This is a genomic window from Pseudarthrobacter oxydans (assembly GCF_030812335.1).
Classification (GTDB): Bacteria; Actinomycetota; Actinomycetes; order Actinomycetales; family Micrococcaceae; genus Arthrobacter; species Arthrobacter oxydans_B.
In genome coordinates this window covers 367,437-393,639 of record NZ_JAUSSN010000001.1, presented here as the reverse complement: position 1 = coordinate 393,639, position 26,203 = coordinate 367,437, and the positions used below count along the sequence as shown (strand labels likewise).

Annotated in this window: 24 protein-coding genes and 1 pseudogene; 15 read left to right on the top strand and 10 right to left on the bottom strand. The window is 67.7% G+C overall.

Going from position 1 to position 26,203, the window contains the following annotated elements; all coding sequences use genetic code 11:
* Nucleotides 1–18: 18 nt before the first annotated feature.
* Nucleotides 19–645, bottom strand: coding sequence for a response regulator (locus J2W14_RS01870; RefSeq protein ID WP_307457555.1), 627 nt, complete (start codon nucleotides 643–645; stop codon nucleotides 19–21).
* A complete protein-coding gene (locus J2W14_RS01865; protein WP_307457552.1) occupies nucleotides 642–1,835 on the bottom strand; it encodes a sensor histidine kinase in 1,194 nt (397 codons plus the stop codon). Before J2W14_RS01865 ends, J2W14_RS01870 begins: the two co-directional genes overlap by 4 nt.
* Nucleotides 1,836–2,049: 214 nt before the next feature.
* Between J2W14_RS01865 and J2W14_RS01860 the strand changes: the two genes are divergently transcribed.
* The 3 genes from J2W14_RS01860 (at nucleotide 2,050) to J2W14_RS01850 (ending at nucleotide 5,178) form a co-directional block, all read left to right on the top strand.
* On the top strand, nucleotides 2,050–2,634 hold the full coding sequence (locus tag J2W14_RS01860; protein ID WP_307457549.1) for a GlcG/HbpS family heme-binding protein: 585 nt from the start codon (nucleotides 2,050–2,052) through the stop codon (nucleotides 2,632–2,634).
* An 8-nt stretch (nucleotides 2,635–2,642) separates the two neighbouring features.
* The gene (locus tag J2W14_RS01855) at nucleotides 2,643–3,329 is read left to right on the top strand and encodes an ankyrin repeat domain-containing protein (RefSeq protein ID WP_307457546.1); all 687 of its coding nucleotides are present in this window, start codon (nucleotides 2,643–2,645) and stop codon (nucleotides 3,327–3,329) included.
* 130 nt (nucleotides 3,330–3,459) lie between these two features.
* Nucleotides 3,460–5,178 carry a sialidase family protein gene (locus tag J2W14_RS01850; RefSeq protein ID WP_307457542.1) on the top strand — a complete coding sequence of 573 codons (1,719 nt, stop codon included), beginning with the start codon at nucleotides 3,460–3,462 and terminating at the stop codon, nucleotides 5,176–5,178.
* A 26-nt stretch (nucleotides 5,179–5,204) separates the two neighbouring features.
* On the opposite strand, the gene J2W14_RS01845 is transcribed toward J2W14_RS01850, so the two are convergent.
* Nucleotides 5,205–6,107: a DUF4862 family protein gene (locus tag J2W14_RS01845; RefSeq protein ID WP_307457539.1), complete on the bottom strand. Its 903-nt coding sequence runs from the start codon at nucleotides 6,105–6,107 to the stop codon at nucleotides 5,205–5,207.
* 148 nt (nucleotides 6,108–6,255) lie between these two features.
* Here J2W14_RS01845 and J2W14_RS01840 point away from each other — a divergent pair, with 148 nt between their 5' ends.
* The 8 genes from J2W14_RS01840 (at nucleotide 6,256) to J2W14_RS01805 (ending at nucleotide 15,824) form a co-directional block, all read left to right on the top strand.
* Entirely contained in the window at nucleotides 6,256–7,914 is a 1,659-nt protein-coding gene (locus tag J2W14_RS01840) for an ABC transporter substrate-binding protein (RefSeq protein ID WP_370871162.1), read from the top strand.
* 113 nt (nucleotides 7,915–8,027) lie between these two features.
* Nucleotides 8,028–8,984, top strand: a complete 957-nt coding sequence (locus tag J2W14_RS01835; RefSeq protein WP_307457533.1) for an ABC transporter permease — start codon at nucleotides 8,028–8,030, stop codon at nucleotides 8,982–8,984.
* A 3-nt stretch (nucleotides 8,985–8,987) separates the two neighbouring features.
* Nucleotides 8,988–11,090, top strand: a complete 2,103-nt coding sequence (locus tag J2W14_RS01830; protein WP_307457532.1) for a dipeptide/oligopeptide/nickel ABC transporter permease/ATP-binding protein — start codon at nucleotides 8,988–8,990, stop codon at nucleotides 11,088–11,090.
* Nucleotides 11,087–11,893 carry an ABC transporter ATP-binding protein gene (locus J2W14_RS01825; protein ID WP_307457530.1) on the top strand — a complete coding sequence of 269 codons (807 nt, stop codon included), beginning with the start codon at nucleotides 11,087–11,089 and terminating at the stop codon, nucleotides 11,891–11,893. Before J2W14_RS01830 ends, J2W14_RS01825 begins: the two co-directional genes overlap by 4 nt.
* Before the next feature lie 45 nt (nucleotides 11,894–11,938).
* Entirely contained in the window at nucleotides 11,939–12,856 is a 918-nt protein-coding gene (locus J2W14_RS01820) for a dihydrodipicolinate synthase family protein (protein WP_307457528.1), read from the top strand.
* Between the two features lie 44 nt (nucleotides 12,857–12,900).
* Complete coding sequence (locus tag J2W14_RS01815) at nucleotides 12,901–13,839, top strand: ROK family protein (protein WP_307457526.1); 939 nt, start codon at nucleotides 12,901–12,903, stop codon at nucleotides 13,837–13,839.
* Between the two features lie 45 nt (nucleotides 13,840–13,884).
* Nucleotides 13,885–14,571 (top strand): N-acetylmannosamine-6-phosphate 2-epimerase, encoded by a 687-nt coding sequence (locus J2W14_RS01810; RefSeq protein WP_307457522.1) that lies wholly within the window; start codon nucleotides 13,885–13,887, stop codon nucleotides 14,569–14,571.
* A gap of 11 nt (nucleotides 14,572–14,582) precedes the next feature.
* Nucleotides 14,583–15,824, top strand: coding sequence for an N-acetylglucosamine-6-phosphate deacetylase (locus J2W14_RS01805; RefSeq protein WP_307457518.1), 1,242 nt, complete (start codon nucleotides 14,583–14,585; stop codon nucleotides 15,822–15,824).
* 55 nt (nucleotides 15,825–15,879) lie between these two features.
* Here J2W14_RS01805 and J2W14_RS01800 read toward each other — a convergent pair whose 3' ends face one another.
* Nucleotides 15,880–16,662, bottom strand: coding sequence for a glucosamine-6-phosphate deaminase (locus J2W14_RS01800; RefSeq protein WP_307458269.1), 783 nt, complete (start codon nucleotides 16,660–16,662; stop codon nucleotides 15,880–15,882).
* A gap of 60 nt (nucleotides 16,663–16,722) precedes the next feature.
* A complete protein-coding gene (locus tag J2W14_RS01795; RefSeq protein ID WP_307457515.1) occupies nucleotides 16,723–17,454 on the bottom strand; it encodes a FadR/GntR family transcriptional regulator in 732 nt (243 codons plus the stop codon).
* Nucleotides 17,455–17,779: 325 nt separating this feature from the next.
* On the opposite strand from J2W14_RS01795, the pseudogene J2W14_RS01790 reads away from it, so the two are divergent.
* A pseudogene (locus tag J2W14_RS01790) lies at nucleotides 17,780–17,974 on the top strand (acetylxylan esterase); the annotation flags it as partial.
* A gap of 323 nt (nucleotides 17,975–18,297) precedes the next feature.
* On the opposite strand, the gene J2W14_RS01785 reads toward J2W14_RS01790, so the two are convergent.
* The gene (locus J2W14_RS01785) at nucleotides 18,298–19,332 is read right to left on the bottom strand and encodes an Lrp/AsnC family transcriptional regulator (protein WP_307457511.1); all 1,035 of its coding nucleotides are present in this window, start codon (nucleotides 19,330–19,332) and stop codon (nucleotides 18,298–18,300) included.
* Between the two features lie 136 nt (nucleotides 19,333–19,468).
* Here J2W14_RS01785 and J2W14_RS01780 point away from each other — a divergent pair, with 136 nt between their 5' ends.
* The gene (locus J2W14_RS01780; RefSeq protein WP_307457508.1) at nucleotides 19,469–20,710 is read left to right on the top strand and encodes a M20 metallopeptidase family protein; all 1,242 of its coding nucleotides are present in this window, start codon (nucleotides 19,469–19,471) and stop codon (nucleotides 20,708–20,710) included.
* Nucleotides 20,711–20,732: 22 nt separating this feature from the next.
* Nucleotides 20,733–22,019 (top strand): MFS transporter, encoded by a 1,287-nt coding sequence (locus J2W14_RS01775; protein WP_307457504.1) that lies wholly within the window; start codon nucleotides 20,733–20,735, stop codon nucleotides 22,017–22,019.
* 109 nt (nucleotides 22,020–22,128) lie between these two features.
* Here the strand turns inward: J2W14_RS01775 and J2W14_RS01770 are convergent, their stop codons facing one another.
* Nucleotides 22,129–22,365, bottom strand: a complete 237-nt coding sequence (locus J2W14_RS01770) for a hypothetical protein (protein ID WP_307457501.1) — start codon at nucleotides 22,363–22,365, stop codon at nucleotides 22,129–22,131.
* A 268-nt stretch (nucleotides 22,366–22,633) separates the two neighbouring features.
* Between J2W14_RS01770 and J2W14_RS01765 the strand changes: the two genes are divergently transcribed.
* Entirely contained in the window at nucleotides 22,634–23,317 is a 684-nt protein-coding gene (locus J2W14_RS01765) for a response regulator (protein WP_307457499.1), read from the top strand.
* A 10-nt stretch (nucleotides 23,318–23,327) separates the two neighbouring features.
* Here the strand turns inward: J2W14_RS01765 and J2W14_RS01760 are convergent, their stop codons facing one another.
* Genes J2W14_RS01760 through J2W14_RS01750 form a run of 3 tightly spaced genes read right to left on the bottom strand, consistent with a single transcriptional unit; the run spans nucleotide 23,328 to nucleotide 26,113 of the window.
* Nucleotides 23,328–23,723 carry a hypothetical protein gene (locus J2W14_RS01760; protein ID WP_307457496.1) on the bottom strand — a complete coding sequence of 132 codons (396 nt, stop codon included), beginning with the start codon at nucleotides 23,721–23,723 and terminating at the stop codon, nucleotides 23,328–23,330.
* Nucleotides 23,724–23,741: 18 nt separating this feature from the next.
* Nucleotides 23,742–25,208 (bottom strand): PGAP1-like alpha/beta domain-containing protein, encoded by a 1,467-nt coding sequence (locus tag J2W14_RS01755; protein WP_307457494.1) that lies wholly within the window; start codon nucleotides 25,206–25,208, stop codon nucleotides 23,742–23,744.
* Nucleotides 25,205–26,113, bottom strand: a complete 909-nt coding sequence (locus J2W14_RS01750; protein ID WP_307457492.1) for a hypothetical protein — start codon at nucleotides 26,111–26,113, stop codon at nucleotides 25,205–25,207. The genes J2W14_RS01755 and J2W14_RS01750 overlap by 4 nt, the downstream gene beginning before the upstream one ends.
* Between the last annotated feature and the right edge of the window lie 90 nt (nucleotides 26,114–26,203).

The window sequence follows — 26,203 nt, the reverse complement described above, 5'->3', positions numbered from 1 at the left end:
ACTCCAGATGATGCCCGCCTAGCGCATGCCCTCGCGGCGGATGGCGGTGGCGATCGCCGCGGAACGGGTTTCGACCCCGAGTTTGGCGTAGATGTGTGCCAGGTGCGTTTTCACCGTGGCCTCGGAGATGAACAGCCGCTGGCCGAGTTCGCGGTTGCTGAGTCCTTCGGTCAGGAGGCTCAGCAGCTCGGCCTCGCGCGGGGTCAGGATGGCGTCCGGGTTGCGCAGTTGCTGGAACAGCCGCGAGGCTACCGGTGCGCTCATCACGCTCTTGCCGTGGACCGCGCCGCGGACAGCTGCGAAGATCTCCTCGGGGGAGGCTTCCTTGAGCAGATAGCCCATCGCCCCGGCATCGACGGCGCGGACGATATCGGCGTCGGAGTCATACGTGGTGAACACGAGGATCGCCTGCCGGCTGTTGCGCTGCCGCAACCGCTTGATGGCCTCGATGCCGTCCATGCCGGCACCCATGGCGAGATCCATCATCACCACGGCCGGGCCGTGCTGCTCCACCAGGGCGAGTGCCTCCTCACCGGAGGCTGCCTCGGCCACCACCTCAATGCCGGGCTGGGTCGCCAGGAGCGCCTTGAGCCCGCTGCGGACGACCAGGTGGTCATCCGCCAGCAGCACGGTAATGGTCTTCACTGTTTCTCCCTGGTCGGCAGTTCCGCGGCCACAACCGTCCCGCCGCCGGGGCTGCTTTCCACGGAGAATACGCCGCCGAGTTGCTCGACCCGCTGGCGCATGGCGCGCAGTCCGTAGCCTCCAGAGTCCGAAGGCGGCGCCAGCGACGACGGATCAAAGCCCGCGCCGTCGTCGTACACATCCAGCGTCACGGCGCCCGGCAGGAAGCCCAGCGTTACCGTGGCGTTGGCCGCGGACGCATGCAGGGCCGTGTTGGCGGCCGCGCTCTGGACCACCCGCAGCAGGGCGTGCCGGGTGTCGGCGGGAACCGGGCGGGGCTCGCCGGTGACCAGCAGGTGCACACCCGGCAGGTACTGCGACGCCGCTTTGGCTACGGCGTCCGGCAGGGGGGCCGTATCCAGCCCCGGGGAAGCGAGGTCATGCACCAGGCTGCGGGTTTCGGCCAGGTTCTGCCGCAGCATCCCGCTCGCGGCGCGGACGTCCTCACGTGCGGCCGGCGCGGGCCAGGACCGGTGGGCCGCTTCCAGGAGCAGGAGGCTGCTGGCCAGGCCCTGGGTCACGGTGTCATGAATCTCCCGGGAAACCCGGGCACGTTCCTCGATACTGCCCGCCCTGCGCTCGGTGGCCGCCAGTTGACCCTGCGCCAGCGACACCGCTGCATGGAGCCGGCGCTGCTCCTCGGCGTCGTGCTCGATGCGGTCATGGATCAGTGTCAGCATGACGCCCACCGCCAGGGGTCCCAGGAGCATGGCGACATCGGTTCCGCCGCCAAGCCGGAACAGCCCGAACGCAGTAGCCGCCGCCGTCGCGCCGCCGGCGACGTAGCCGACCCACCCGGTGAAGGCCGTGCGGCACAGGAAGAACAGCGCGAACGAGCACCAGGCAAAGCTCGGCGCCACCATCACCAGCACGGCCCAGAGCACTACCAGGACGAACATCCACACCGCCCACGGCCGACGCCGCTGCGAGAGCACGGCGATCAGAGCGTAGAGCGTACAGACCGCCGCGGCGAGTGCCAACACCCCCAAGTTATCCGCAGGGCTGTGCCTCATCATGTAGCGGACCGCCGACGCCACCAGGAGCACGGCAAAACCGAGATGGACGACGGCGTCGATCCGGCCCAGCGGTCCCCTCCCCGCGGCACGGTCGCGCCGGGAGGGCACCGGCGGGGCGGCTGGTAAGTCAGGCATGGGATCCGGTTCCGGTGGATGGAGTACTACCCACCATGCTAGAGCCCGCGACGTGGCGCCGGCCTCAGCCATTTGGCTGATACTGCTGGCCTTACGGGGGAGGAAGCGTCAGCCGAATGCCCGATGCCCACCCGCACGGGAGCGGAAAAGATGGATTCGGGACCCAGGCCATCAGCCTGGAGCACGCCCCGAGACCGCACTCCAAGGAGAATTCATGAAGAAGTCCAACAAGATCATCACTGCCGCCGCCACCACCGGGGTTTTGCTCCTGACCGGCGGGCTGACGGCCGCCGCCAACGCCGGGCCCACCCCCGCCGCGGCCAGCCTTGCCGTCCCGGCGGCGGACATCCAGCCGGTTCCGGAGAACGTGGTCGCCCAGAACCGCATCAGCGTGGATGCTTCCGCTGCTGCCGTCCAGGCCGCCCTCGGGAAGTGCCAGTCCGACAAGCTGCCGTTCGTGACGGTGGCGCTGGTCGACCGCTTCGGGACCGTCCAGGCCCTGCTCCGCGGCGACAACGCCGCCGAGCACACAATCGAGGCGGCCCGGCAAAAGGCCTACACCGCTGCGGCCTTCGGAACGCCGACCAGCGAGTTGTCCAAGAGGATCAACGGGAACGGGCCGAGCATCGCTGACCTCCCCGGCACCCTCTTCCTGGCCGGCGGGGTTCCGCTTAAGTTCAACGGGGTGTCCGTGGCGGGCATCGGCGTCGGCGGGGCTCCCGACGGCATGCTCGACGAAGCCTGCGCCGCAGCCGGTGCGGAAACCATTGCCAGTGCCGCGCCGGGCACAGCCAAGTAGGCGTCACCGTGGCCGGGATCCGGAATCTTGTCTTGATCGCGGCAGCGGTGCTCGGGCTGATGTCCTGTGGCCCGGGAAGCGAGCGGCCCCTCGGGCTGGAGTCCCCGACCGCCGGGGCCATTCCCGGGCTGCAGGCGCCGCCACATTCTTCGACAACGTCGGCCCCGCCGGTCCGGCCCCGGGAGGCTCAAGCGTCACTGGACCGGCGCCTTGTCCAGGCTGCCAAGGCCAACGACGCCGGTCGGGTGGCCGAGCTGATCCGGGCCGGCGGCAACGTTAACGCCAAGGACTCGATCCAGGATTCAGCGTTCCTCTATGCCGGGGCTGAAGGATTCAATGAGGTCCTGCGGCTGACGCTCTCCAACGGCGCCGACGTGTCCAGCACCAACCGGTTCGGCGGGACAGCGCTGATCCCGGCCAGCGAACACGGACACGTGGAGACCGTGCGGATCCTCCTCGAAGCAGGGGTGCCCGTGAACCACGTCAACAGCCTGGGCTGGACCGCCCTACAGGAGGCCATCCTCCTCAACAACGGCGGCCCCAGGCAGCAGGACGTGGTCCAGCAGCTCCTCGCCGCCGGCGCGGACCCGGCGATCCCGGACCCTCAGGGACGAACGGCGTTGGAGAACGCCCACCGGCTGGGATTTGCCGAGATCGTGAACATCATCAGGGCGGGGCCCGCCACGGAGCAATGAGCGGGGATTATTACGCCGGCAGCGGCCTGTCTGACCATCTGCAACGTGCAGGATGGTTGTTCTGGCCGGAATTGCGCCGACACCACAAAGGACCGTGAGCAGGCACGGGCCAGCGACCTACAATGGACATATGACATCCCACCTTCGCGCCGCCGGGTCGACGGATATTCCGCTGGCCCGACCCGAGGTTGAGCACGTGCTCGCGGTCCGCGGTGCCGCCGGCTACCGGCAATACCGAATCCCGGCCCTGGCCGTCTCACTGCGGGGCACCGTCCTTGCTGCCTACGACGGCCGCCCAAACCTTGATGATCTCCCGAGCCCGATTGACCTTTTGCTGCGCCGCAGCACCGACAGCGGAAGAACCTGGGGCAGCCAGCAAGTGGTGCGCACCGGCGTCGGGCTGCACGGCTATGGCGACCCGAGCCTGCTGGTTGATGCAGACACCGGGCGGATCTTCATGTTCCACTCCGCGGGGACCCATGCCGGTTTCTTCGAAGCCCGGGCGGGACTGGAACCGGAAGACGAGGTGCAACACTGCGATGTCAGCTTCTCCGATGACGACGGGCTGACCTGGCAGCACCAGCGGATCACCGGACAATTGAAGGTCCGCCCGCCCGCACGCGGAACCCCCGGCCCCCAGGCTCCCGCCATCACGGGGATCTTCGCCTCCGCGGGGCAGGGTATCCAGATCCACACAGGGCCGTTCCGAGGAAGGCTGGTGCAGCAGTACGTCGTCCTGGCCGGCGGGGCCATCATGGCAGCCTCCGCCTACAGCGATGACCACGGCGAAAACTGGACGCTCGGGGAGCTTCTCGGCGCCGGGCCCGGCAGCGCCGGCCCCAACGAGAACAAAGTCGCCGCCCTCGCGGACGGCCGGCTCCTCCTGCACAGCCGGGCCACTCCCCGCCGCCTCGCGGCCGTCTCGGAGGACGGCGGACACAGCTGGAGTCCCTTGCATCCGGTCGAGGACCTGCCCGATCCCAGTGACAACGGCTCGCTGGTGCGTTTTGACGGCGCCCCGGCCCTGGGAACCTTCGCCTCGGAGTCCACAAATTCGTGGCTCCTGGCCAGCAACAATCACGACACCGGGCTGCGCCGCAACACGGTCCTCAGCCTTTCCCCCGACAATGGGCTGACCTGGCCCGCCAAGCTGGTTCTGTGCCCGGGCAGCTCAGCGTATTCGACGGCCGCACGGCTGCCGGACGGCAACATCGGTGTCCTGTATGAGCGCCAGGGGTACCGGGAAATCGTCTTCTGTTCCCTCCCGGCCCAGCAGCTTTCGGCCCAGCTGACCGCCACCGGGATCAGGGCGCCCGCCACCTCGGGGGCCGGACTCGTCTTCGAGATGGAGCTGCGCTCCATCACCCCCGGCCGGCCCGCCGTCTGGCAGAACATCGGGAAGTTCCACAGCATCTCCTCGGACAGCGGTGACTGGGGTGTACAGACGTGGAAGGAGATCGGCCAGGGCTACTCAACCGGCACCCAGGTCATCGGGAGCCGCGAGGCACAGGACCTGAACTACGGCGCGATCATCCCCGGCTACAAAGCAGGGGACATCCTCGCCTTCACGGGACGAACCCGGAATGACGGCGCCCGGACGGCAACGGCGGTCCGCCTGTCCGGACCCGGCGCAGAGGCATTCCCCGCGGCGGACCTTGCTCCGGCCGAGGAAACCCTCTATTTCACGCCCAGCTACGCGGTCACGGACCAGGACGTGACCCGGGGCGTCCTCACCCTCACCTTCGTTGTCGAAGGCACCTACGGCGATCAGCACGTGCGCCTCGGGCGAATTTTCCATTTCGACCTGGCCACGGGTGCGGTTCAGGTGGAGGCTGGCTGCGCCCCCTAACGCCACTTTGGGCTGGGATCCGCCTTTCACCCGGCGTTAGCCATCACGAGCGCGCACATTTGCCGCACGCGCGCCGCCCGCTCGAAGGCTGATACCGCCGCCCTCGGCAAGCCGATCTTGAGACCGATGATCGGCGGTTCGCCGGCTTCGCCCAGACATCGGGCGATCTCGCGGGCGTTGAGCAGGGAGCTGGCCGGGGCCCCCTCGACCTCGACGGCGGGCAGGTGGGCATCGATCCACGGGTAACCAAACTCGGTGGCTTCGGCCGAACAGCCCGAGAACATCAGCCCCCCGAGGACGCCGGCCTCGCGCGCCCCGGCCACGTGGTCTGCGGCCGTGCGGCTCTCACCGGTCTCGATGACGGACCGGGCCCAGTTCACGAGCATGCCGATGTCCCGGCCCTGCTCCCGGAACGCCCGGACGACATCGACCTCGTCACGGAATGCGAGAAAGCCCTTTTCGGGCACCAGCCCGGCACGCGGAGTGTCGCAGTGTTCGACCACCACGGAAGTGTCCTGCCAGTCCCATCCAAGGATTTCCCCGAGCGACTCCGTGAAGGCCGCTGGGGAGCCGTGCCCGGACGGTGCGGAGTGCAGCGCGACCGCCTCCACGCGGTGCCCGTGATCCCGAAGACCCGCGACATAGCTCAGGATGCCCGCCGTGAAGTCAACAGCGGCCCGACGACCTTCCCGGTCCATGGACGCGAGACCGAACCGTGCGTCCCCGCCGACCCGTTGCATGGTTCCTGGGATTGCCGTGACCACGGCTGACCACCCGGCGTTTGCCCCGGCGGGCCACGGTTCCCCTCCCCACGCGCGGTAGGGAAGCTCAAGGCCGCGGATGGCCGGGACAGCTGACAGCTCCTCAAAGAACTGCCTCTGAGGAGGCCCCTCGGGCTGGGCCGGATAGGCGCCGACGATCAATGACATTTTTCGCTCCTTCGACCTGAACCGCTGCGGACGTCGAGTTGTGGGACCGCCGGCGTGCAGCACTTCATCCGCTTGACGGGCCCGTGTGATGCCCCTTACAGTTTTCACTACAAGCATCGGACGTCCTACATCCGATAAATATACTCGAATGGTGAGGCAAATTATGAGCAGGACATCAACGAACTTGCCGCTGGTCAACGACGCCAGCCGCCGGAGCTTCCTCAAGCTGTCGGGCGCGCTGGGCGTGGCCGCGGCTTTCACCACCTCCCTCGCCGCCTGCGGCGGAGCGGCCACCACGACGGCGGGAGCTGCCGCCAACACCGCACCGATCAACAAAGACCTCATCATCGAAGTGGGCATCTCCTACGCACTGTCGACCGGGTTCGACCCGCTGTCGTCCTCCGGCGCCACGCCGCTGGCCGCCAACCTGCACGTCTACGAGGGCCTGGTGGAACTGCATCCCGCCACCCGCGAGCCGTATAACGCCCTCGCCGCGGCCGATCCCAAGCAGATCAACGACACCACCTACCAGGTGACACTCCGCGACGGCGCCAAGTTCCACAACGGTTCCCCGGTCACCGCCGAGGACGTGGTCTTCTCCTTCACCCGGGTCATGGACCCGGCGAACAAGTCGCTGTTCTCCCAGTTCATCCCGTTCATCCAGGACGTCAAGGCCGTCGACGCGAAGACCGTCGAGTTCACGCTGAAGTACGCCTTCCCCGGCTTCGCCCCGCGCATCTCCGTCGTCAAGATCGTCCCCAAGGCCGTGGCGAACTTCCCGCTCGGCTCAGACCAGCTCAAGGCATTCGACGCCCAGCCGGTCGGCACGGGCCCGTACAAGCTGGTGTCCGCGGTCAAGGACGACAAGATCGTGTTCGAGGCAAACCCGGACTACAACGGCCCTATGCCCGCACTGGCCAAGGGCATGAACTGGCTCCTGCTCTCGGACGCAGCCGCCCGTGTCACGGCGATTCAGTCCGGCCGCGTGCAGGCGATCGAGGATGTTCCCTACCTCGACATCGAGGGACTGAAATCGAAGGCAACCGTGGAATCCGTCCAGTCCTTCGGACTGCTCTTCCTGATGTTCAATTGCGCCCAGGCCCCGTTCGACAACAAGCTGGTCCGCCAGGCCCTGCACTATGGCCTGGACAAGGACTCCATCATCAAGAAGGCGCTGTTCGGGAACGCCAAGGCTGCCAGCTCCTACTTCCAGGAGGGGCACCCGGACTACGTCAAGGCCAAGAACGTTTACGGCTTTGACCCCAAGAAGGCCGAGGAACTGCTGAAGCAGGCCGGTGTCACGAACCTCGAGTTCGAGCTGCTCACCACGGACACGGCCTGGGTCAAGGATGTGGCCCCGCTGATGCTGGAATCCTGGAACAAGATCCCCGGCGTCAAGGTCACCCTGAAGAACCTCCAGTCCGGCGCGCTGTACACGGACCGCGTGGGCAAGGGAGACTACTCCGTCGTCGCCGCCCCGGGCGATCCCTCCGTCTTCGGAAACGACGCCGACCTGCTGCTGAGCTGGTTCTACGCCGGCGACACCTGGATGAAGGGCCGGGCATACTGGGCCTCCACTCCGGAAAGGGCCACTCTGGTGGACCTCATGGCGAAAGCCGGCCAGTCCAGCAAGGCCGAGGCGAAGAAACTGACCGGCGACATCGTGGATCTGGTGTCCGAGGAGCTCCCGTTGTACCCGATCTTCCACCGCCAGCTTCCCAGCGCCTGGGATGCCAAGAAGCTCAGTGGCTTCAAGCCGCTGCCAACCACCGGAGTCGGCTTCATCGGCGTCGGCCGCACCGCCTGATCCAGGCCGAAACACTGCGGTCCGGGCTGGTCCCCCCTTCCGCCCGGACCGCAGCACCTGCCACCCGCGCCGGCTGAGGCCGGGACACACTTCCACGAATTCCGGAGACAACTTTGGTCACGATATTGCGTCTGCTGGGCCGCAGACTTGCTGCGCTGCCCCTGATGATCCTGGGCATTACCCTGCTGGTATTCCTCGTCCTCCAGGCCGCCCCCGGCGACCAGGCGAGCAGCGCACTTGGCGACGGCGCCAGTGAGGAAGCCAAGGAACAATACCGGCAGAACAACGGCCTCAACGACCCACTGGTGCTGCAGTACTTCCGGTTCCTGGCAAAGCTGCTCCAGTTCGACCTGGGAGTCACCACACCCCCGGCGAAATCGGTGGCCGACATGATCGCCACCGCGTTTCCGCTGACCCTCCAGCTCACCTTCCTCGGGGTGCTGATCGCGGTCATGCTGTCGCTTCCATTCGGTATCATCGGCGCACTGTACCGGGACAAGTGGCCGGACCAAATGGTCCGGGTCTTCTCCATCGCAGCCGTAGCAACACCGTCCTTCTGGCTGGGCATCCTGCTGATCCAGTGGTTCGCCCTCGGCGCCAACCCCTCCTTCCCGTCGGGCGGCATCGCGGCGCCCGAATCCGGTTTCGGCGGCTGGCTGAACTCGATGACGCTCCCGGCCCTGGCCCTCGCCATCCCGGTCTCCGCCTCCCTCATTCGGGTGGTCCGCACCTCGATGGTCGAGGAACTGGATCGCGACTACGTCCGGACAGCAATCGGCAACGGGGTCCCCTACCGGGAGGTCGTGTCCAAAAACGTCCTCCGGAACGCCCTGGTCACCCCGGTGACCGTGCTGGGACTGCGGATCGGCTACCTGCTCGGCGGCGCCGTCGTGATTGAAATGATCTTTGCCCTGCCCGGGATGGGCCAGCTGATCCTCAACGGCATCACCAACCTCGACGTAAACCTGGTGCAGGGCGTGGTCCTGACCATCTCGGTCACCTTCGTGCTCGTGAACATCGCCGTCGACCTTCTGTACCTGCTCATCAACCCCCGAATCAGGACGGTCTGACCCATGCGCAGCAAACTCGCTGAGCGCCTCAGCGCCCCCGGAGTCCGGTTCAAGGCCCTCCCCTGGACCTCCCGGCTCGCCCTCGTCTTCCTGGTGGCCATCACCCTTTCCGCCATCTTTGCGCCCCTCATTGCCCCGCACGACCCCCTGGAGTCCTTCATTCCGGCGACGGCGCCCGGCGGCGAGCACCTCTTCGGCACTGACCGCCTGGGCCGGGACATCTTCTCGCGCCTGCTCTACGGCGCCCAGTCCTCGCTGATGATCGGCCTGGGCGCGGTCTCGCTGGCGGTCGCCGCCGGTGCGCTGCTCGGCTCTCTCGCCGCGACCTCCAGCAAACCCGTCAACGAACTAATCATGCGGCTCATGGACATCCTCATGGCGTTCCCGGGCATCGCCCTGGCCGCAGTGCTTCTGGCCGCGTTCGGCAACACGGTGCCCACCATCATCGTGGCCATCGCGGTGATCTACACGCCCCAGCTCGCCCGGGTGGTGCGCGCCAACGTGCTCTCCCAATACGGGGAAGACTATGTCCGTGCCGCCCGGGTGATCGGGGCCGGTCGCTTCTACCTCCTGCTCAAGCACATCGTCCGCAACACCGCGGCCCCGGTCCTGGTCTTCGCCACCGTGATGGTCGCGGACGCGATCATCCTGGAGGCCTCGCTCTCCTTCCTCGGCGCCGGAGTCCAGGACCCCGCACCGTCCTGGGGCAATGTGATCTCCTACGGCCGCAACCTCGTCCTCTCCGGCGGCTGGTGGGCCACCACGTTCGCCGGCCTCACCATCCTGCTCACGGTGCTCGCCTTGAACATCCTGGCCGAGGGCCTCACCGATGCCATGGTGAATCCGAAGCTCCGCCGGGCCCCTGTCGTGAAGGACGACGACGGGTCCTCCCCCGCCGCCGTCGCCGTGGACGCCGAGATCGGCACGTCGGTGGCCCAGGGCTCCGTGGTGGAGCAGCGTGAGCTCGACGGCGTCCGCGGCGCCGCCGGCGATGCCGTTCCCGAAGCCGGATTTCCGCAGGTCAGGGACGCCTCGACGGTCAACCCGCACGCCCTGCTGGACCGGGAGCTGAAGCTGCTGACCGCCGTCGAGGCCGGCCGGACGGACCGCCTCCCCCAGGTCCCGGATACCGCCCGCACGGTCCTTGAGGTCACAAACCTTTCCATCCACTTCCCCGGCCGCTTCGGCGACACCGCCATCGTGGACAACGTCTCCTTCAGCGTCCGCGAGGGTGAAACCATGGGGCTCGTCGGCGAATCCGGCTGCGGCAAGTCCATCACCTCGCTGGCCATCATGGGTCTGCTGCCCAAGACCGCCAAGATCTCCGGCTCGATCACCTTCGACGGCAAGGAGCTGCTTGACCCCGCAACCGGCAACAGCAGCGCCAAGGCCTACGAAGGCCTCCGGGGCCAGCAGATCGCCATGGTGTACCAGGACGCGCTGAGCTCGCTCAATCCCTCGATGAAGATCAAGGACCAGCTGACGCAGCTCACCCGCCGCGGCGGCCGCAAGACCCCGGCCGAACTTTTGGAAATGGTCAAACTCGACCCCGTCCGCACCCTTGCCAGCTACCCGCATGAGCTCTCCGGCGGCCAGCGGCAGCGTGTCCTGATCGCGATGGCGCTCTCCCGCTCCCCCCGTATCGTGGTCGCGGACGAGCCCACCACCGCACTGGACGTGACCGTCCAGCACCAGGTGGTGCAGCTACTCAACGAGCTGCGCGAACAGCTGGGCTTCGCCATGGTGTTCGTCAGCCACGACCTCGCCCTGGTGGCGTCGCTCGCGCACCGCATCACCGTGATGTATGCCGGGCAGGTTGTGGAGTCCGCGCAGGCATCCGCATTGCTGCAGAACCGCCAGCACGAATACACCCGTGGCCTGCTTGGCGCCGTGCTTTCCATTGAGGCCGACGCCGCCCGGCTGCACCAGATCCCCGGCACCGTGCCCTCACCCCGGGAGTTCGCCGCCGGCGACAGGTTCGCCCCCCGTTCGCTGCGGCCCGACGCCGACCCGGACCAGCGGCTCGTCCTGACGGCTGTGGAATCCGCTGGTGGCGAAGCCAGCGACCACTACTGGGCCAGCCACCTCAAGGAGGATGCCAAGTGAGCACATCAACCGGCAAGCCCGTGATTGAACTGAAAAACGTCAAGGTCCACCACCGGGCCCGCACCGGCGGCCTGTTCCGGCCCAACATCGTCAAGGCCGTCAACGGGGTGGACTTCACCATCAGCCGGGGCGAGACCGTGGGGATCGTCGGCGAATCCGGCTGCGGCAAATCCACCCTGGCCTCCGTGCTGGTGGGGCTGCAGACCCCCACGTCAGGTGAGGTGTTGTTCCACGGGAAGCCCGCCATCAAGCGGAACGCCGCCCTGCGCAAGGAATTTGGCCGCACGGTCTCGGTGGTCTTCCAGGACCCCTCCACGGCGCTCAACCCCCGCATGACCATCCAGGACATCCTCACCGACCCGCTCAAGATCCACGGGATCGGCACCGCGGCGACGCGGGCCGCGAAGGTCAAGGACCTGCTCGCGCTCGTCGGGCTGCCCTACTCCGCCGCCGAGGTGACGCCGTCGCAGGTCTCCGGCGGCCAGCGCCAGCGCGTTGCCATTGCCCGCGCCCTGGCCCTGGACCCGGACATCATTGTCGCGGATGAGCCGACCTCGGCGCTGGACGTCTCGGTGCGGGCCCAGGTGCTGAACCTGCTCTCGGACCTGAAGACCCAGCTAAACCTCGGCATGGTCTTCATCTCGCACGATATCCAGACGGTCCGCTATGTCTCGGACCGGATCTGCGTCATGTACTTCGGCGAAATTGTCGAAGAGGGACCGGCCGCGCAGGTCTTCGACCATCCCAGCAACGACTACACCAAGAAGCTGCTTGGCGCCGCGCCCAGCCTGTTGCACCCCTGATTCCCCATCTTGTCCCAGTCCACCGAACCATCATTGGAGCTACCTTTGTCTACCCAATTCCAAGGCGTCATTCCCCCGGTCGTCACCCCCCGCCACGCCGACGGCAGCATCGACACCGGCTCGCTGCAGAACCTCACCCGGCACCTCCTCGACGGCGGCGTGTCCGGCCTCTTCGTCCTCGGGTCCTCCGGCGAGGTTCCCTACCTGACGAACGCCGAGCGCGAGCTCGTCGTCAGCACCATCGCCGCCACCAACTCCGGCAGCGTTCCGCTGATCGTAGGAGCCAACGAACAGACCACGAACCGCGTCATCGAGGAGGCCCGCAAGGTCATCGACCTCGGCGCCGACGCGATTGTGGTGACCTCGATGTATTACGCGATCGGCAACGCGGAGGAGACGGAAACCCACTTCCGCGCCATCCACGACGCCGTCAGCACACCGATTTTCGCCTACGACGTCCCCGTCCGGACTCACTTCAAGCTGCCCACCGACCTGCTGGTCCGGCTCGGCCGGGACGGTGTGATCGCCGGCGTCAAGGACTCCTCCGGCGACGACGTCGCTTTCCGCCAGCTCCTGCTGGCCGCCCGGGAGATCCCCAACTTCGACATCTTCACCGGTCACGAGGTCGTCGTCGACGGGGCCCTCCTCGGCGGGGCGCAGGGTGTCGTCCCGGGTCTGGGCAACGTGGACCCCCGCGGCTACCGGAACCTCATGGACGCCGCAGCAGCCGGCGACTGGGCCAAAGCAGCTGCCGAACAGGACCGCATTGCCGACCTGTTCGAGATCGTCTACACCCCCAACGGCCGGGTCTCCGGCGGCGCGGCCGGCCTGGGTGCCTTCAAGACGGCCCTGCAGCTCATGGGCATCATCGAGTCCAACACCATGAGCTCGCCCATGCCCGCGCTGAACGAGGACGAGACCACCGCGATCAAGGTCATCCTCGAACGCAACGGCCTGGTCTAAGCTTCGGCCAGCACGCCCGCAACGACCCAGGACTGAGGAGAAACATGGCGCACGCTGTTGGCGTGGACCTTGGCGGCACCAAGACCGCTGCCGGGGTGGTCTCGGAGGACGGCGCGCTGCTGTTCTCGGAGACGATCCCGACGCTGAACCGTTCCGGCGGTGAGGCTGTCCTGGACGTCACGGCGGCGCTCGTTTCCCGGATGCTGCTCCGCGCCCAGGCCGACGGCCTCTCCGTCGCCGGGGTTGGGCTGGGCTCCGCCGGGGTGGTCGACGCCGGGCGCGGTGTGGTGGTTTCCGCGACGGACGCCATCCAGGGTTGGGCCGGGACGGCGCTGACCGAGGGCCTGGCCCGGCGGCTGGGGCTTCCCCACGGCGCGGTCCGCGCCGTGAATGACGTGCACGCCCATGCGCTCGGCGAAGCCTGGCGCGGGGCGGCGGCCGGGACGGCGAGCTCGCTGCTGATCGCGTTCGGAACCGGCGTAGGCGGAAGCCTGGTGCTGGCCGGCCGGCCAGTCCTTGGCCACCGCTTCGTCGGCGGACACGTCGGACACTTCGCTTCCCCGTACGCCTACGCGGGCGGCGAGGCGCTGCCGTGTTCCTGCGGCGGCTCGGGCCATGTGGAAGCCGTGGCCTCCGGACCGGCCATCCACGCGGCGTTCCTGCGGCTGGGCGGGTCCCCCGCCGTCCCGGACACCCGCGAGGTGTTTGCGCTGGCGCGCGGCGGCGACCCTGCGGCCTGCCGGGCCGTCAGCACGGCAGCCGCTGCCGCCGGCCAGGCGACCGGTGGCCTCGTCAACGTGCTGGACCCCGAGATCGTGGTGGTCTCCGGCGGGCTGGCCGATGCCGGTGAGCTGTGGTGGAAACCCATGAAAGCCGCCCTGCGCCGGGAGCTCTTGGACCCGCTGGTGCGTGTGCCTGTCCTCCGCGCCACGCTGGAAAATTCCGCGGCCATCGTCGGCGCCGCACGGCTAGTTTTCAACTGACCCCCGTCCGCCACCACCGAACCGCACAACAGAAACCAGGCACACATGATCCTGACCCCCGCGGGCATTGAGTCCCTCCGCTCCCAGCTCATCGTTTCCTGCCAGGCCTACCCCGGAGAACCGATGCGGGACCCCCGCACCACCGCGCAGCTCGCGGCCTCGGCGGTCATCGGCGGCGCGGCTGCCGTCCGGGTCCAGGGGCTGGCCGATATCCAGCACACCCGAGCCGCCGTCGAGGTCCCGGTCATCGGGCTCTGGAAGGACGGCCATGACGGCGTCTTCATCACCCCGACGCTGCGGCATGCCCTGGCAGTGGCCAATGCCGGAGCGCACATCGTCGCCATCGACGGCACCCGCCGCCCGCGACCGGACGGCTTGTCCCTGGCCGAGACCGTCGCCGGGATCCGGGCCGGCTCCCAGGCGCTCGTCATGGCGGATTGCGGCTCATTAGAGGACGCCGCGGCCGCCGTCGACGCCGGGGCGGACCTGGTCGGCACCACCCTCGCCGGCTACACCGGTGTACGCTCCAAAACCCACGGACCTGACCTGGAGTTGCTGGAGCAGATCGCCGCGGCCGGCCTCGGGAGGCCGCTCATCGCCGAAGGCCGGGTCCACACGCCGGGCCAGGCCCGCCAGGCGCTCGACGCCGGCGCGTTCGCCGTCGTCGTCGGTACTGCCATCACCCACCCGGCCACCATTACCGGCTGGTTCACTGCCGCGCTGCACTCCTGAGGCCGGATCCCATGACGGAGTCCCGCCAGACCGACACAGCCCCTGCCTACGTCCTGCGGGGCGCTCTCCTCAGCGACGGTGCATATGTCGCGGACTCCGTAGTGGCGGTGAGGGATGGCCGGATTGCCTATGCAGGACCCGGCAGCGGCTTCAATGCCGCGCACTTTCCTGATGCGCAGGAGATCCCGCTGCCGCCTGGCAGCTCACTTCTGCCCGGGCTCGTGGACCTCCACTGCCATGGTGCCGCCGGGGGCGGGTTCCCGACCGGCGACGATCAAGCATGCCGGGAGGCCGTGGACTTCCTGCACCGCCACGGGACCACCACGCTGCTGGCCAGCCTGGTTACTGCCTCCGGCGATGAGTTACTGCGGGGGCTCGGTGTACTCAAGGACCTCGCCGCAGACGGACTCATCGCGGGCATCCATTCCGAAGGGCCGTTCCTCTCGCAGGCCCGCTGCGGCGCGCAGAACCCGGCGTGGCTCCGGGACCCCGACCCCGGTCTGCTCCGGCAAATGCTGGAGGCCGCCGCCGGAACTCTGAAGACGATGACCTACGCCCCCGAGCTGCCGGGCGCGGGCGGGCTGGTCCGGATGCTCACGGAGCACGGCGTCACCCCCTCCTTGGGCCATACCGATGCCGATGCCCAGCTGACGGCGGCCTCGCTGGCGAACGCCGCGGACCTGGTCGGCAGCGCCCCGGGACGTTTCGGACGGCACGCCAGGCCAACCGTGACCCACTTATTTAACGGAATGCCGCCGTTGCACCACCGGGGCGCCGGGCCGGTCGCGGCGTGCCTGCGGCTGGCGTCCGCCGGGTCCGTCGTCGTCGAACTCATCGGCGACGGGGTCCACCTGGACGCGGAGACAATCCGGATGGTCTTTGAACTGGTTGGAGCTGGGAATATCGCTCTGGTGACGGACTCGATGGCGGCAACCGGGCTACCCGACGGTGACTACGTGCTGGGCCCCTCCGACGTTGTGGTGCTCGACGGCGTGGCCACCCTCCGGAGCAACGGCGCCCTCGCCGGAGGAACGGCGACCCTGCTGGAGGTTGTCCACACGACCATCGCGGCAGGGGTAAGCCCGGCCGATGCGGTGATGGCGGCCTCGCTCGTCCCCGCCCGCGTCCTGGGCCTGGACACGGAAATCGGCAGCCTCCGCGCCGGAATGCGCGCCGACATCATCGCCGTCGACCAGCATTTCGAGCTGGCCGCCGTCCTCCGCGGCGGGCAGATCCTGGGCTTCCCGGCCTGATCCGGACCCCGGTGGCCCGCCCGTACCGGGGCGGGCCGCTGGCGCGGCACCGGTCTCAGGCAACAGCGGCTCCCGCACGCACTTTGACCAGCCCTGTTCCGTGGACGGATCCCGCCGGGACAACCATTAGCCGCGCTGCCGCAGCTTCATCGGCGACCACTGTCACGTGCGGGTGCAGCTGCAGCACCGAGGCCGGGCACTCCGGAGAAACGGGGCCGGTCAGTGCCTCGCAGAGGATGTCGGCCTTGTCCGCCCCGTGAACCACTAGCAGCAGCTGCCGGGCTTCCATAATGGTCCCGAGGCCCTGGGTGATGCAGCGCACGGGGACGTCACCGGGGCTGTCGAAGTACCGGGAATTGGCCTGGCGTGTTCGCTCCGTCAGGGCTTCCACCCGGGTTCGCGAGTCCAGGGCTGAGCCCGGTTCGTTGAAGGCCAGATGCCCGTTGTGTCCGATCCCCAGGATTTGTACGTCAATGCCGCCGGCCCGTGCGATGGCGCGGTCGTAGTCCTGCGCCGCCTCTTCAGGGTTCGCCGCACCGCCGTCGGGGACGAAAACGCTGGCGGGGTCCAGGTGCAGCCGTTCCGTTACTTCGCGGCGCACCACTTCGGCGTAGCTCTGCGGATGGCCCGCCGGCAGCCCGACATACTCATCCAGCGCGAAACCGCGCACACCGGACATGTCCAGACGGTGGCCCGCCAGGGCCTCGTACACGGGCAGGGGTGAGCCTCCCGTGGCAACGCCAAGGACGGCGTCGGGGCGGCTGCGGATGACGGCGGCCAGGATGCCGGCAGCAACAGCACCGGTTCCGCCGGCGTTGGGCACAACAAAAATTTCCATCACGGGAAGCACTTTCTAAAGGTGGTTCGGATCGACGTGAGGCAGGGCCCGGCCTGGGGCCTACCTTGCCGCGACGTCCTTGAGTTTCAGCCGGATGCCGTCAAAGTGGCGCTGGAGCCGCTCGGAGGCCAGCGTCTTGTCCTTGTCAGCCACGGCCTGATAAATCTCCCAGTGGACACGCGCCTGTTCCCCCAGGTCCACCGGCCCTGAGCCCAGGGCCCGGTGGATCTGCCGGTAGACCTTCCAGAAGACATCCATGAGATTTATAAGAAGCTCGTTGTTCAGTGGCGCGTAGAGCTTCCGGTGGAATTCCGCGTCCAGTTCGGCCAGAGGCTTCCCTGCCTGCGCGGCAGCTTCCATCAATTCCATGGTGCCGCGCAGGTCCCCGAGCTGCTCTTCGGTCATGAGGTCAATCGCGGACCCGATGAGGCCGGACTCCAGCGCTTGGCGCACGTCAATCAGCTCCATGGCCTCTTCACCACGGTGCCGCAGCGACAGCCGGCCGCGGAAGGCCAGTCCGTCCGTCAGCGCACTGAAGTTGTTCGGTGCGACGAACATGCCAAAACCGTGCCGGATCTCGATCACACCAAGTGCCTGCAGTACTTTCAGGGATTCCCTGACAGTGTTGCGCCCAACACCCAGCACCGCGGCAAGCTCACTTTCAGTGGGCAGGGCATCCCCGACGTCCAGACCCTGCTCCAGGATGAGGTCCATGATGCGCGTTTGCAGCGCATGGGACCTGATTTGAGCGCTGAAACGGGCCGGAGACACTACCTGGGATTCGATGCTCATGTCACTCCTTCTGGCCGTGGCTGTGATCGACCACTCTTATAGTCAGCCTACAGGAGATGGGATGTCCAATGTCTCATTTTTCCTGCGACGATGAGAGATTTTCCCGCCTCTTTCGTCGATCACCCGGAATATCAGGTGGCGGGGCCCGGCGCCCGGGCCCCGGCAGCGCAAAGTGCGTTAGGTCCACCGACCCTTGGGCGTGATCTGAAGCCGGTCAAATGTAACCTGTTGTCCGCGCGAGTCCAGGACCACCACGTCATCACGGCCGTTCTGCAGCTCGTCCGTTGCGGCGGACACACCTCGCCGGCGGCGACGTCGCCGGGAGTCAGAAATGGATGATACCTGCCCGCCGTCCACCGTCTTCGCCGCCTACAATGCCTACGGCACGGGAGCGGCCGGCCCCTCGCGGACTCCCCCTCCCAAGGCGATCGAGGTCTACCGGTTCAACAACCACGAGGGCGGGCAGGAGCACCACTGGGTCCGCCAGCTGCTCTACGTGGCTGCCCTACTTGCCGGCTAGTCACGGACAGAAGTGGCTGTCTTCAGCTGAGCTTTTCCACTGTTCCCTCGAGGGCGCCGCCGTGGCACACTGGGACGACTATCGAGTGTCTGGGGGGATTCCAGGTCAGGAGATTGTCATGGGCATTCTGATGCACCCCCACACTTCGGGCTGTCGGTCGGCGGTGAGCAACCCATGATGATCGGCTGGGCCTACCTCATAGCCGGCATCATGAGCGTTGACGGGCTCCTGCTGGGCTTGCTGCTGTTGAACGTGAAGTGGCCCAAGCACTGGAAGAAGAACTAGGCCACAGCCCCTCGCAGAGTGGCCTGCTTCCCCGGACCTCACGCGGTCGGTGCCAGCTCGGCCGCGGGCACGACGACGGCGCCGGTCGCCGTCGAATCCGGGTTCAGCATCCAGCCGACCCGCTTGGCGGCATTGAGCACCACGACGCTTTCGACGAGCTGGATTCCGGGGATCCGCAGCTGCAGGGCCTGTTCGGCGTTCATGACGTCCGCCAGGGAATGCAGCCACATCAGGATCACGAAGTTGGTGCGCCCGGTGGTGGAGGCACTGAGCCGGATGTTGCGGAAGCTGCGCAGCTCCGCCGCAGCGGCCTCATGCTGGCCGGGCGGGACGTTGGCCAACCACTGGCAGGTCACCGGGTATCCCGAGTGTTTCTGCGCGATTTCGCACCGGAACGAGAGGACCTGACTGGCCAGCACCCGGTTCAGCTGCCGCTGGACCGTGGCAGGGCTGCGGCCCAGGGCGCGGGCGATGTCCGCGGCCGCCGCCCGGCCGTCCCTGGCCAGGAACGGGATCAGGTCCCGGTGGCTCTGCGGCAGCGGCGCACCCTGGTTCCCGGCCGGGGCCAGGCCGGAGGCCTCGGGCCCCGCGAGCGCCTGGAGCGCCGCCTTCTGCGACTTGTCCAGGACGTTCAGCCGCCACGCGTAACCGCCGGAGTGCAACCGCGTGCACAGCGACGTCTGGTACTTGGTGAGGCCCGGGATCTTCCTGAACTGCGGCATCACGTGTCCGCTGAAGTGGGCCAGGGTGGGCGTGATGACCGTCAGCATGAGATCCCGGTTGCTGGCCGCCTCCTCCACCGTGACCACCTCCGGGATGGCCGCCAGCGCCGCCGTGACGTCGTCGCGCAGCTTCATTTCGCAGTCCACGTCCACCAGCGCCAGGCACATCTGCTTCGGATCGCCGATCAGGTGGGCCGTACTCCAGGCAGTGCCGGAGGCCCTGAGCCGGTCCCAGCGTGCCGCCAGCGTGGTGGCGTGGGCGCCCAGAATGCCGGCGGCATCGGACCAGCTGATCCGCGGCGCGATCTGCAGTGCGTTGATCAGCTGAAGGTCTTCCTCACTGATGTCCACGGGATCCCTCCGACCATGCATGATTCCTGTTCTAGCCATCATACTTCTGCATTTTTCCAGCCATTCCGCCTGATGTGACTCCAGTCACTCCAGAATTGGTGCTAGCACATACCAATCGTTCGGGAAGAGGGAACATATGTCGGTCACCGCCGATGCCAGGGAACTGCACAGCCCGATCACCCGGCTGCGCCACGAATTGCACCAGGAGCCGGAGATCGGCCTGTCACTCCCCCGCACCCAGGAGAAAGTTCTCAAAGCCCTCGACGGCCTGCCGTACGAAATCACCCTCGGCGAGACCACGACGTCGGTCACCGCGGTCCTGCGCGGCGGCGCACCGCACACTTCGGCCGACAAACCTGTTGTCCTGCTGCGCGCGGACATGGACGGCCTTCCCGTCCAGGAGCGCACCGGCGTCGGCTTCTCCTCCCGCGTCGACGGCGCCATGCACGCCTGCGGGCACGACCTCCACACCTCGATGCTCGCCGGGGCCGCCACCCTGCTGGCCGAACGCCGCGAGCAGCTGGCCGGCGACGTCGTCCTGATGTTCCAGCCGGGCGAGGAGGGCTACGACGGCGCCGGGCACATGATCCGCGAAGGGGTGCTGGACGCCGCGGGCCGGCGCGCGGACGCCGCCTACGGCATGCACGTCTTTTCCTCGCTGGAGCCGCACGGCCAGTTCGCGACGAAGCCGGGCGTGATGTTGAGCGCCTCGGACGGGCTGTTCATCACCGTCCTGGGCGCCGGCGGCCACGGATCCGCCCCGCACGCGGCCAAGGACCCCGTCACCGCAGCCGCCGAAATGGTGACCGCGCTGCAGGTCATGATCACCCGGCAGTTCAACATGTTCGACCCGGTCGTCCTGACCGTCGGCGTCCTGCACGCGGGAACCACCCGGAACGTCATCCCCGAATCGGCGCGCATCGAAGCGACCGTCCGGACGTTCTCCCACGCCTCCCGCGAACGGATGATGACCGCGGTTCCCATGCTCGTGAAGGGCATCGCCCACGCCCACGGCCTGGAGGTCGACGTCGAATACCGCGGGGAATACCCGCTGAGCATCACGGACGAAAACGAGACCCTCACCGCGGAGAAAACCATCCAGAACCTGTTCGGGGAGTCCCGGCTGACCCGCTGGGCCACCCCGCTCAGCGGCTCCGAGGACTTCTCCCGGGTGATGGCAGAGGTGCCGGGCACCTTCATCGGGCTCAGCGCCGTCGCCCCGGAAGCGGACCACACCGAAACCGCTTTCAACCACTCCCCGTATGCCACGTTCGACGACGGCGTCCTCGCCGACGGTGCGGCGCTCTACGCCGAGCTCGCCATTGCCCGGATCGCAGCCCTGGCGTCCGCCGGCACCCCTACGTCCCCCGCTTCCTAGCCCTACATCTTTCGGAGACATCATGACCACCATCACCAACCCCCAGCTCTCCAGCCGGGCGGCCACCCGGAAGACCCTCCTCGGGACGGGCATCGGGAACGCTGTTGAATGGTACGACTGGGCGATCTACGCCACGTTCACGCCCTTCATCGCCAGCCAGCTGTTCAGCAAGGCCGATCCCGCCTCGGCGGTGCTGGCGACGCTGGCGATCTTCGCCGTCGGCTTCGTGGCACGTCCGGTCGGAGGCTTCCTCTTCGGCTGGATCGGCGACCGGATCGGCCGCAAGACGTCCATGACGCTCGCCGTGGGTCTCGCGTCGCTGGGCAGCCTCATGATCGGCGTCGCGCCGTCCTTCGCGACCATCGGGGTCTGGGCCTCGGTGATGCTGCTGGTGGCCCGGCTCATCCAAGGCCTGGCCCACGGCGGTGAGCTGCCGTCGTCGCAGACGTACCTCTCCGAAGTGGCCCCGAAAGAGAAGCGCGGCCTGTGGGCCACCCTGATCTACACCTCGGGCACCGTGGGAATCCTGGCCGGCACCCTGCTCGGCGCCGTCCTCAACATGACCCTGAGTACCGAGGCCATGAATGACTGGGGCTGGCGCATCCCGTTCCTGGTCGGTGCCGTCATGGGCCTCTACGCGTTGATCATGCGCTCCAAGCTGCACGAGTCCGAGGCCTTCGAAGGCGAGACGGCCTCCGAGAAGCGCGCCCCGATCTGGCCGCAGATCGTGCAGTACCGCAAGCAGGCCCTCCAGGTCATCGGACTGACCGTGGGCCTCACGGTGATCTACTACATCTGGGGTGTCGTGGCCCCGAGCTACGCGGCGACGACGCTGAAGATCGATCGCGGTGAAACCCTCTGGGCCAGTGTCGTTGCCAACATCGTGTTCATCGCCGTCCTGCCGTTCTGGGGCAGGCTGTCCGACAAGATCGGCCGCAAGAAGGTGCTCTGGGCCGGTGCCGCCGGAGCCGCCATTATGCACTTCCCGATGACCTGGCTGCTGAAGGATTCGGCCTGGCAACTGGCCGTGGCCATGTCCGTCATGCTGATCTTCATTGCCGCCAGCGCCGCGATCGTTCCGGCCGTCTATGCGGAACTGTTCCCCACGAGCATCCGGACCATCGGCGTCGGCGTCCCGTATTCCATCTGCGTGGCCGTGTTCGGCGGGACCGCCCCGTACCTGCAGACTTGGCTCGGGACCATCGGCCTCGCCAACGTGTTCAACGTGTATGCGGTGGTGCTGCTGCTGGTCAGCGTGCTGTTCGTCTTCACCATCCCGGAAACCAAGGGCAAGGACCTGACGCACTAGGCAGTCCGAAAGGACCCGTCAGGAAAGGCCGTGCGGTCCTCCACCAAGTGCCCCCAGCTTGCAGGCTGGGGGCACTTTGCGGGTTGACGTGAAAATCCCTGCGCAGACGTCAGCGATTGTCGGGTGTCTCGCCGTTTCCTACGGCTTCAATCCAGTCGATGGCCTCGTCCGAGAAATAGAAGCCGGCGGGCCCGTTCTCACCCACCCACCAGGCGCCGGAAGCGACCGATCCGCCAGCAGCCTCGATCTCATCAAGTACCTCCGCCGGCACCGCGTCGCCGTTGTTTTCAATCAGCCAGTCCCGCGTTGAGGGCTTCAGCTTCGGCCACCATTGCTCGATACTCATGGCCGCAGTCTGTCACGGTGCGGCGGCCGCTGAAAGAGCTCCGTCCCAGCCTGCCGCGCCATCGCTGCCGCCGAGCGGGCGCTACGGAGTGACCGCCAGGGCAGGCGCCGCAATGGTGGCGAGCTCCACCGGCGCGGGGCGCTCGACAGTGCTGCCGATCATGACCGGCGCGCCCGTCTGGGCCGACTCCAGCAGGGGGAAGCCCCTGCTGTGTTGGCAGCCAGTGCCCTGAACGGTCCGACAGAGTCTGCAGGGGAAGAAGACGGCCGTGGCTGATGCCGGGGCGGCCATCACCGTAGCCCTGGTCGACGACCAGCCCCTCTTCCGCGCGGGTATCCGCATGCTCGTGGGGAGCCAGGCGGACATGCAACTCGCGGGCGAGGCCGCCAATGGGAAGGAGGCAATAGCGCTGGTCTCCCAGTGCCCTCCGGACGTCATGCTGATGGACCTGCGTATGCCGGTCATGGATGGCGTCGAAGCCACCCGGCGGATCGTGCAGCACGCCGAGGCTTCCGGCACCGACGTGCCCAAAATCATCGCTTTGACCACCTTTAACCGGGACCAGTCCGTGGTTCAAGCGGTCCAGGCGGGCGCCAGCGGGTACCTGCTCAAAAGCGCGGAACCTGAATTTCTGCTGGCAGCCATCCGCACCGTCCACTCCGGGTATTCCGTTATCGCGCCAGGATCCGTCCATTCCCTCTTCGAACATGCCGCCCGGAACGCAGCCAATTCGGGGCCGGACCTGGCAGTCCTCGAAGTCCTTTCCGCACGGGAGCGGGACGTCTTTCTGCTCGCCGCCAAAGGCCTGAGCAACGGCGAAATGGCGGAGAGCCTGTTCGTTTCGGAAGCGACCATCAAGACTCACCTGCGCAGCGTGCTGGACAAGCTTGAACTTCGCACCCGGCTGCAGCTCGTCGCGTTCGCGCACGACCGCCGACTCCTGGGCGCCTGAGCCCGAATCTTTATTTGCTTAGGAACGTCCGGTAACTGGTCAAAGACCCGGCCCCGGAATACCCCAGATCGGTGGGCGAGACAGCCGACGCTTCATCCGCAGAGATCACCTGGATCGCCAGATTCACTTCCGGGTCGCCGGCTGCGGCGTCCACAATCGCCGGAAAAGCATCCCGCAGGAGGCCCATCATCTCTTCCCGGTCGGAGGTGTCGGCGTGCAGAAAAACATCCCCGCTCCGGCCCATGCCACCGGAGGACTTGTAGCTGGCGTCCACGCTGGCGACGTGAGCCAGCTCCTCGACCGCCGCTTTGTACTTGGCGGCGTAATCCGGGTCCGAGGCTCCCGGTGTTGCCCCGCAACCCGCCAGGACCATGGCCAGCAGACCCACGGCCAGAACGGTGAACATTTTTCGCATGTTACGACTCTATTCTTCTCGGCCGATGCCGGACGTTGTTGACCTGACCTGGCCGCGCTCAGACGTTATGAACGCCTGCGTCGACGGATCATTCCGGTAGGCCGCGAGGGCGCCCGAGGATTCGTTTGCCTCGACGGACGCGACGTAGGCGTTGTAGTCGTGGTTGCCCATAACGTCGCCCATTCCGGCGCCCGCCGGGCTGGGGAGCGTGACGACCGTGGCGCCGCTGCTGCTTTCCCAGCCAACCAGGACGGGGCCACCGGGCTTTGAGTTGCCGAGATCCAGGCGGGGCACGACGTCGAACGGGTGCTGCAGGGCGAGCGTGTTCACGTCGCCGGGGATGCGGGTCGAGTCGATCGGGGAACCGTAGGTGATGACGTTGGTGACGGCGAAGCGGCCGCGGAACTCTGGGTCGGCCGCCAGGTTGGCGGCGGTCATTCCGCCCTGCGAGTGTCCCACCAGCATGACCGGCGCGTCGCTTGGAATCCCGGCCTGGCGCATCGCCATCTCAACGGCCAGCGATGCTGTCGACATGTTTCCGGCCGCGGAGGACAGGTTGCCCACGGTATCCATGGGGTTGGAGCCCGTGCGAACATTCCATTCCGAGGTGCCCGGGATGGTCACGATGTATGCCGGCCCGTTGCCCTTGTCCACGACGGTAATCCGAACTGCCGCGTCGGGAGTCCCGGCCTTGCCGCCGTCGTCGTAGGCCGCCGTGACTCCTCCCATGATCTGCGCGAGGCTGCTGGGTACGGGGGTGCTGCGGTGGCCGTTCTGCGCCGGGTCTGAGCCGACGCCCACGGTTTGCGGGTCGCCCGCCACCGGCGAGCCGTCATCGAGGATGTGCGGGTGCAGGAGCCCGGCGGTGGACAGGGCAACGTTCGCATTCAGACCGGCAGCCAGCAGCCCGGTTCCGCCTGCGAGCAGTTCGGTGACCGAAGGGGGCTCCCCGGTGCTGAGAAAGTCCCAGCCCAGGCCGCCCATGTCTCCCAGGCTGCCAACCACGTCGCCGCCCGCGTCGCCGAGGTTGGACACGGACTCCGAAACCCGGCCTCCCAGCCAGCTCAGCCCGTCGCCGACCTTGCCGCCCACGGTGTCGATGACCTCACCGGTTCCGTCCCACAGGTCGCCGGCACCCGCCAGGAAGCTGTCCAGCAGCGAAGCCGCCGCGGTGCCGCCGGGCTGACTTCCGTCGGGCTGGCCGTCGGCTGTGGGTCCGGAACTGGCGTACTGCTGCTGGCGGACGTTTGCCCGCACGGCCTCAGATGCATCCCGCAACGCCTGCGAGGCGGCCAGCAGCATCCTGCTGTGGGACTTCCAGTCGCCGCGGAACTGCTCTCCGTCGGGCCCCCGCCAGAGACCGGCCGTGATGATCGGCGTCAGTTGCCCGCTCAGCTGCGCGAAGCGCTGGCTGGCACGGGTGAGTTCCTTGGCGAGGTGCTCACCTTGTTCCAGGTCCATTCCGTACAGGCTCATGACGCCGGCTCCGTGCTGGCGTGGCGGGCCAGGAAATCGCGGGCGCCGAGCACGTGCCAGACAAGCTGGCGGGCGATGTCGCCGCTCGCGCTTTCCACCATCACCAGGCGGCGCGCCGTGGTCGGTCCGGCGGTGCGGACGGAAAACAGGCCGTCGGACAACGCCCAGACTCCGGCCGCGCGATACGGCACGTGGGTGCCGGCGGCCCGGGACTGCACCTCAAGGTGGACAGTGGCTTTCGCCGCGGCCACGGCGGCTGCGACGCCGGGGCGAACTCCGGCGTCCCCTCCGCCGGTCAGGGCGGCGACGTCTGCTGCCGAGAGCGTCGTCTTCGCGCCGTCGCGGCCGGGGACCGGACCCGAATCCTCAGTGCCGGAGTCCGGGTCCCCTCCCCCGGCGGTCAGCTCGAGGAACGGAGGCATCGACCTGGCCAGCACCGGCCAGAGGACCGCCTCCGAGAGCAGCGTGACCGTGACGATGCCGGCGACGTCGAGCGCGGCAACCCTTCCGTCTGCGGCAGTGACGACCGGGCGGGTAAATTCGACGGCGATGCCGCGGCCGTCAAAGAGGTCCACCCTGCAATGCGTCGAGAGGCCGGCCGAGCGTGACACCAGGCTCACCCGGACCCGTGCGGTCGCAGCCTGCCCCAACGCCCGCAGCCACTGGGGCCGGATATTTCCTGCCGCGTCCGTGATCCCGGCGGTGGTCAGCTCGCTTTCGAGTCCGGCCAGGGTCGGTTCGTCCAGCCCTGCCAGGAGCGCAACCTCCGGCCCGGGACGGTAGCCCGACATGTCCACCCCCGCTTCGCCCCGCAGCGTTTCCTCGGCGCGGTACACGGCCAAGGCCCAGGCGAGGCTGGTCATCCGGTAGGTGGTTGTCGCCGGTATCACTGCGGAATCTGGCATGGCTGAGACCTTCGGTTCGGAACTGGTCGGAGGCTCAACCAATGAGAGGCACGCTACAGCACGGACCGAGAAGGGGGCCATGGGGACAAC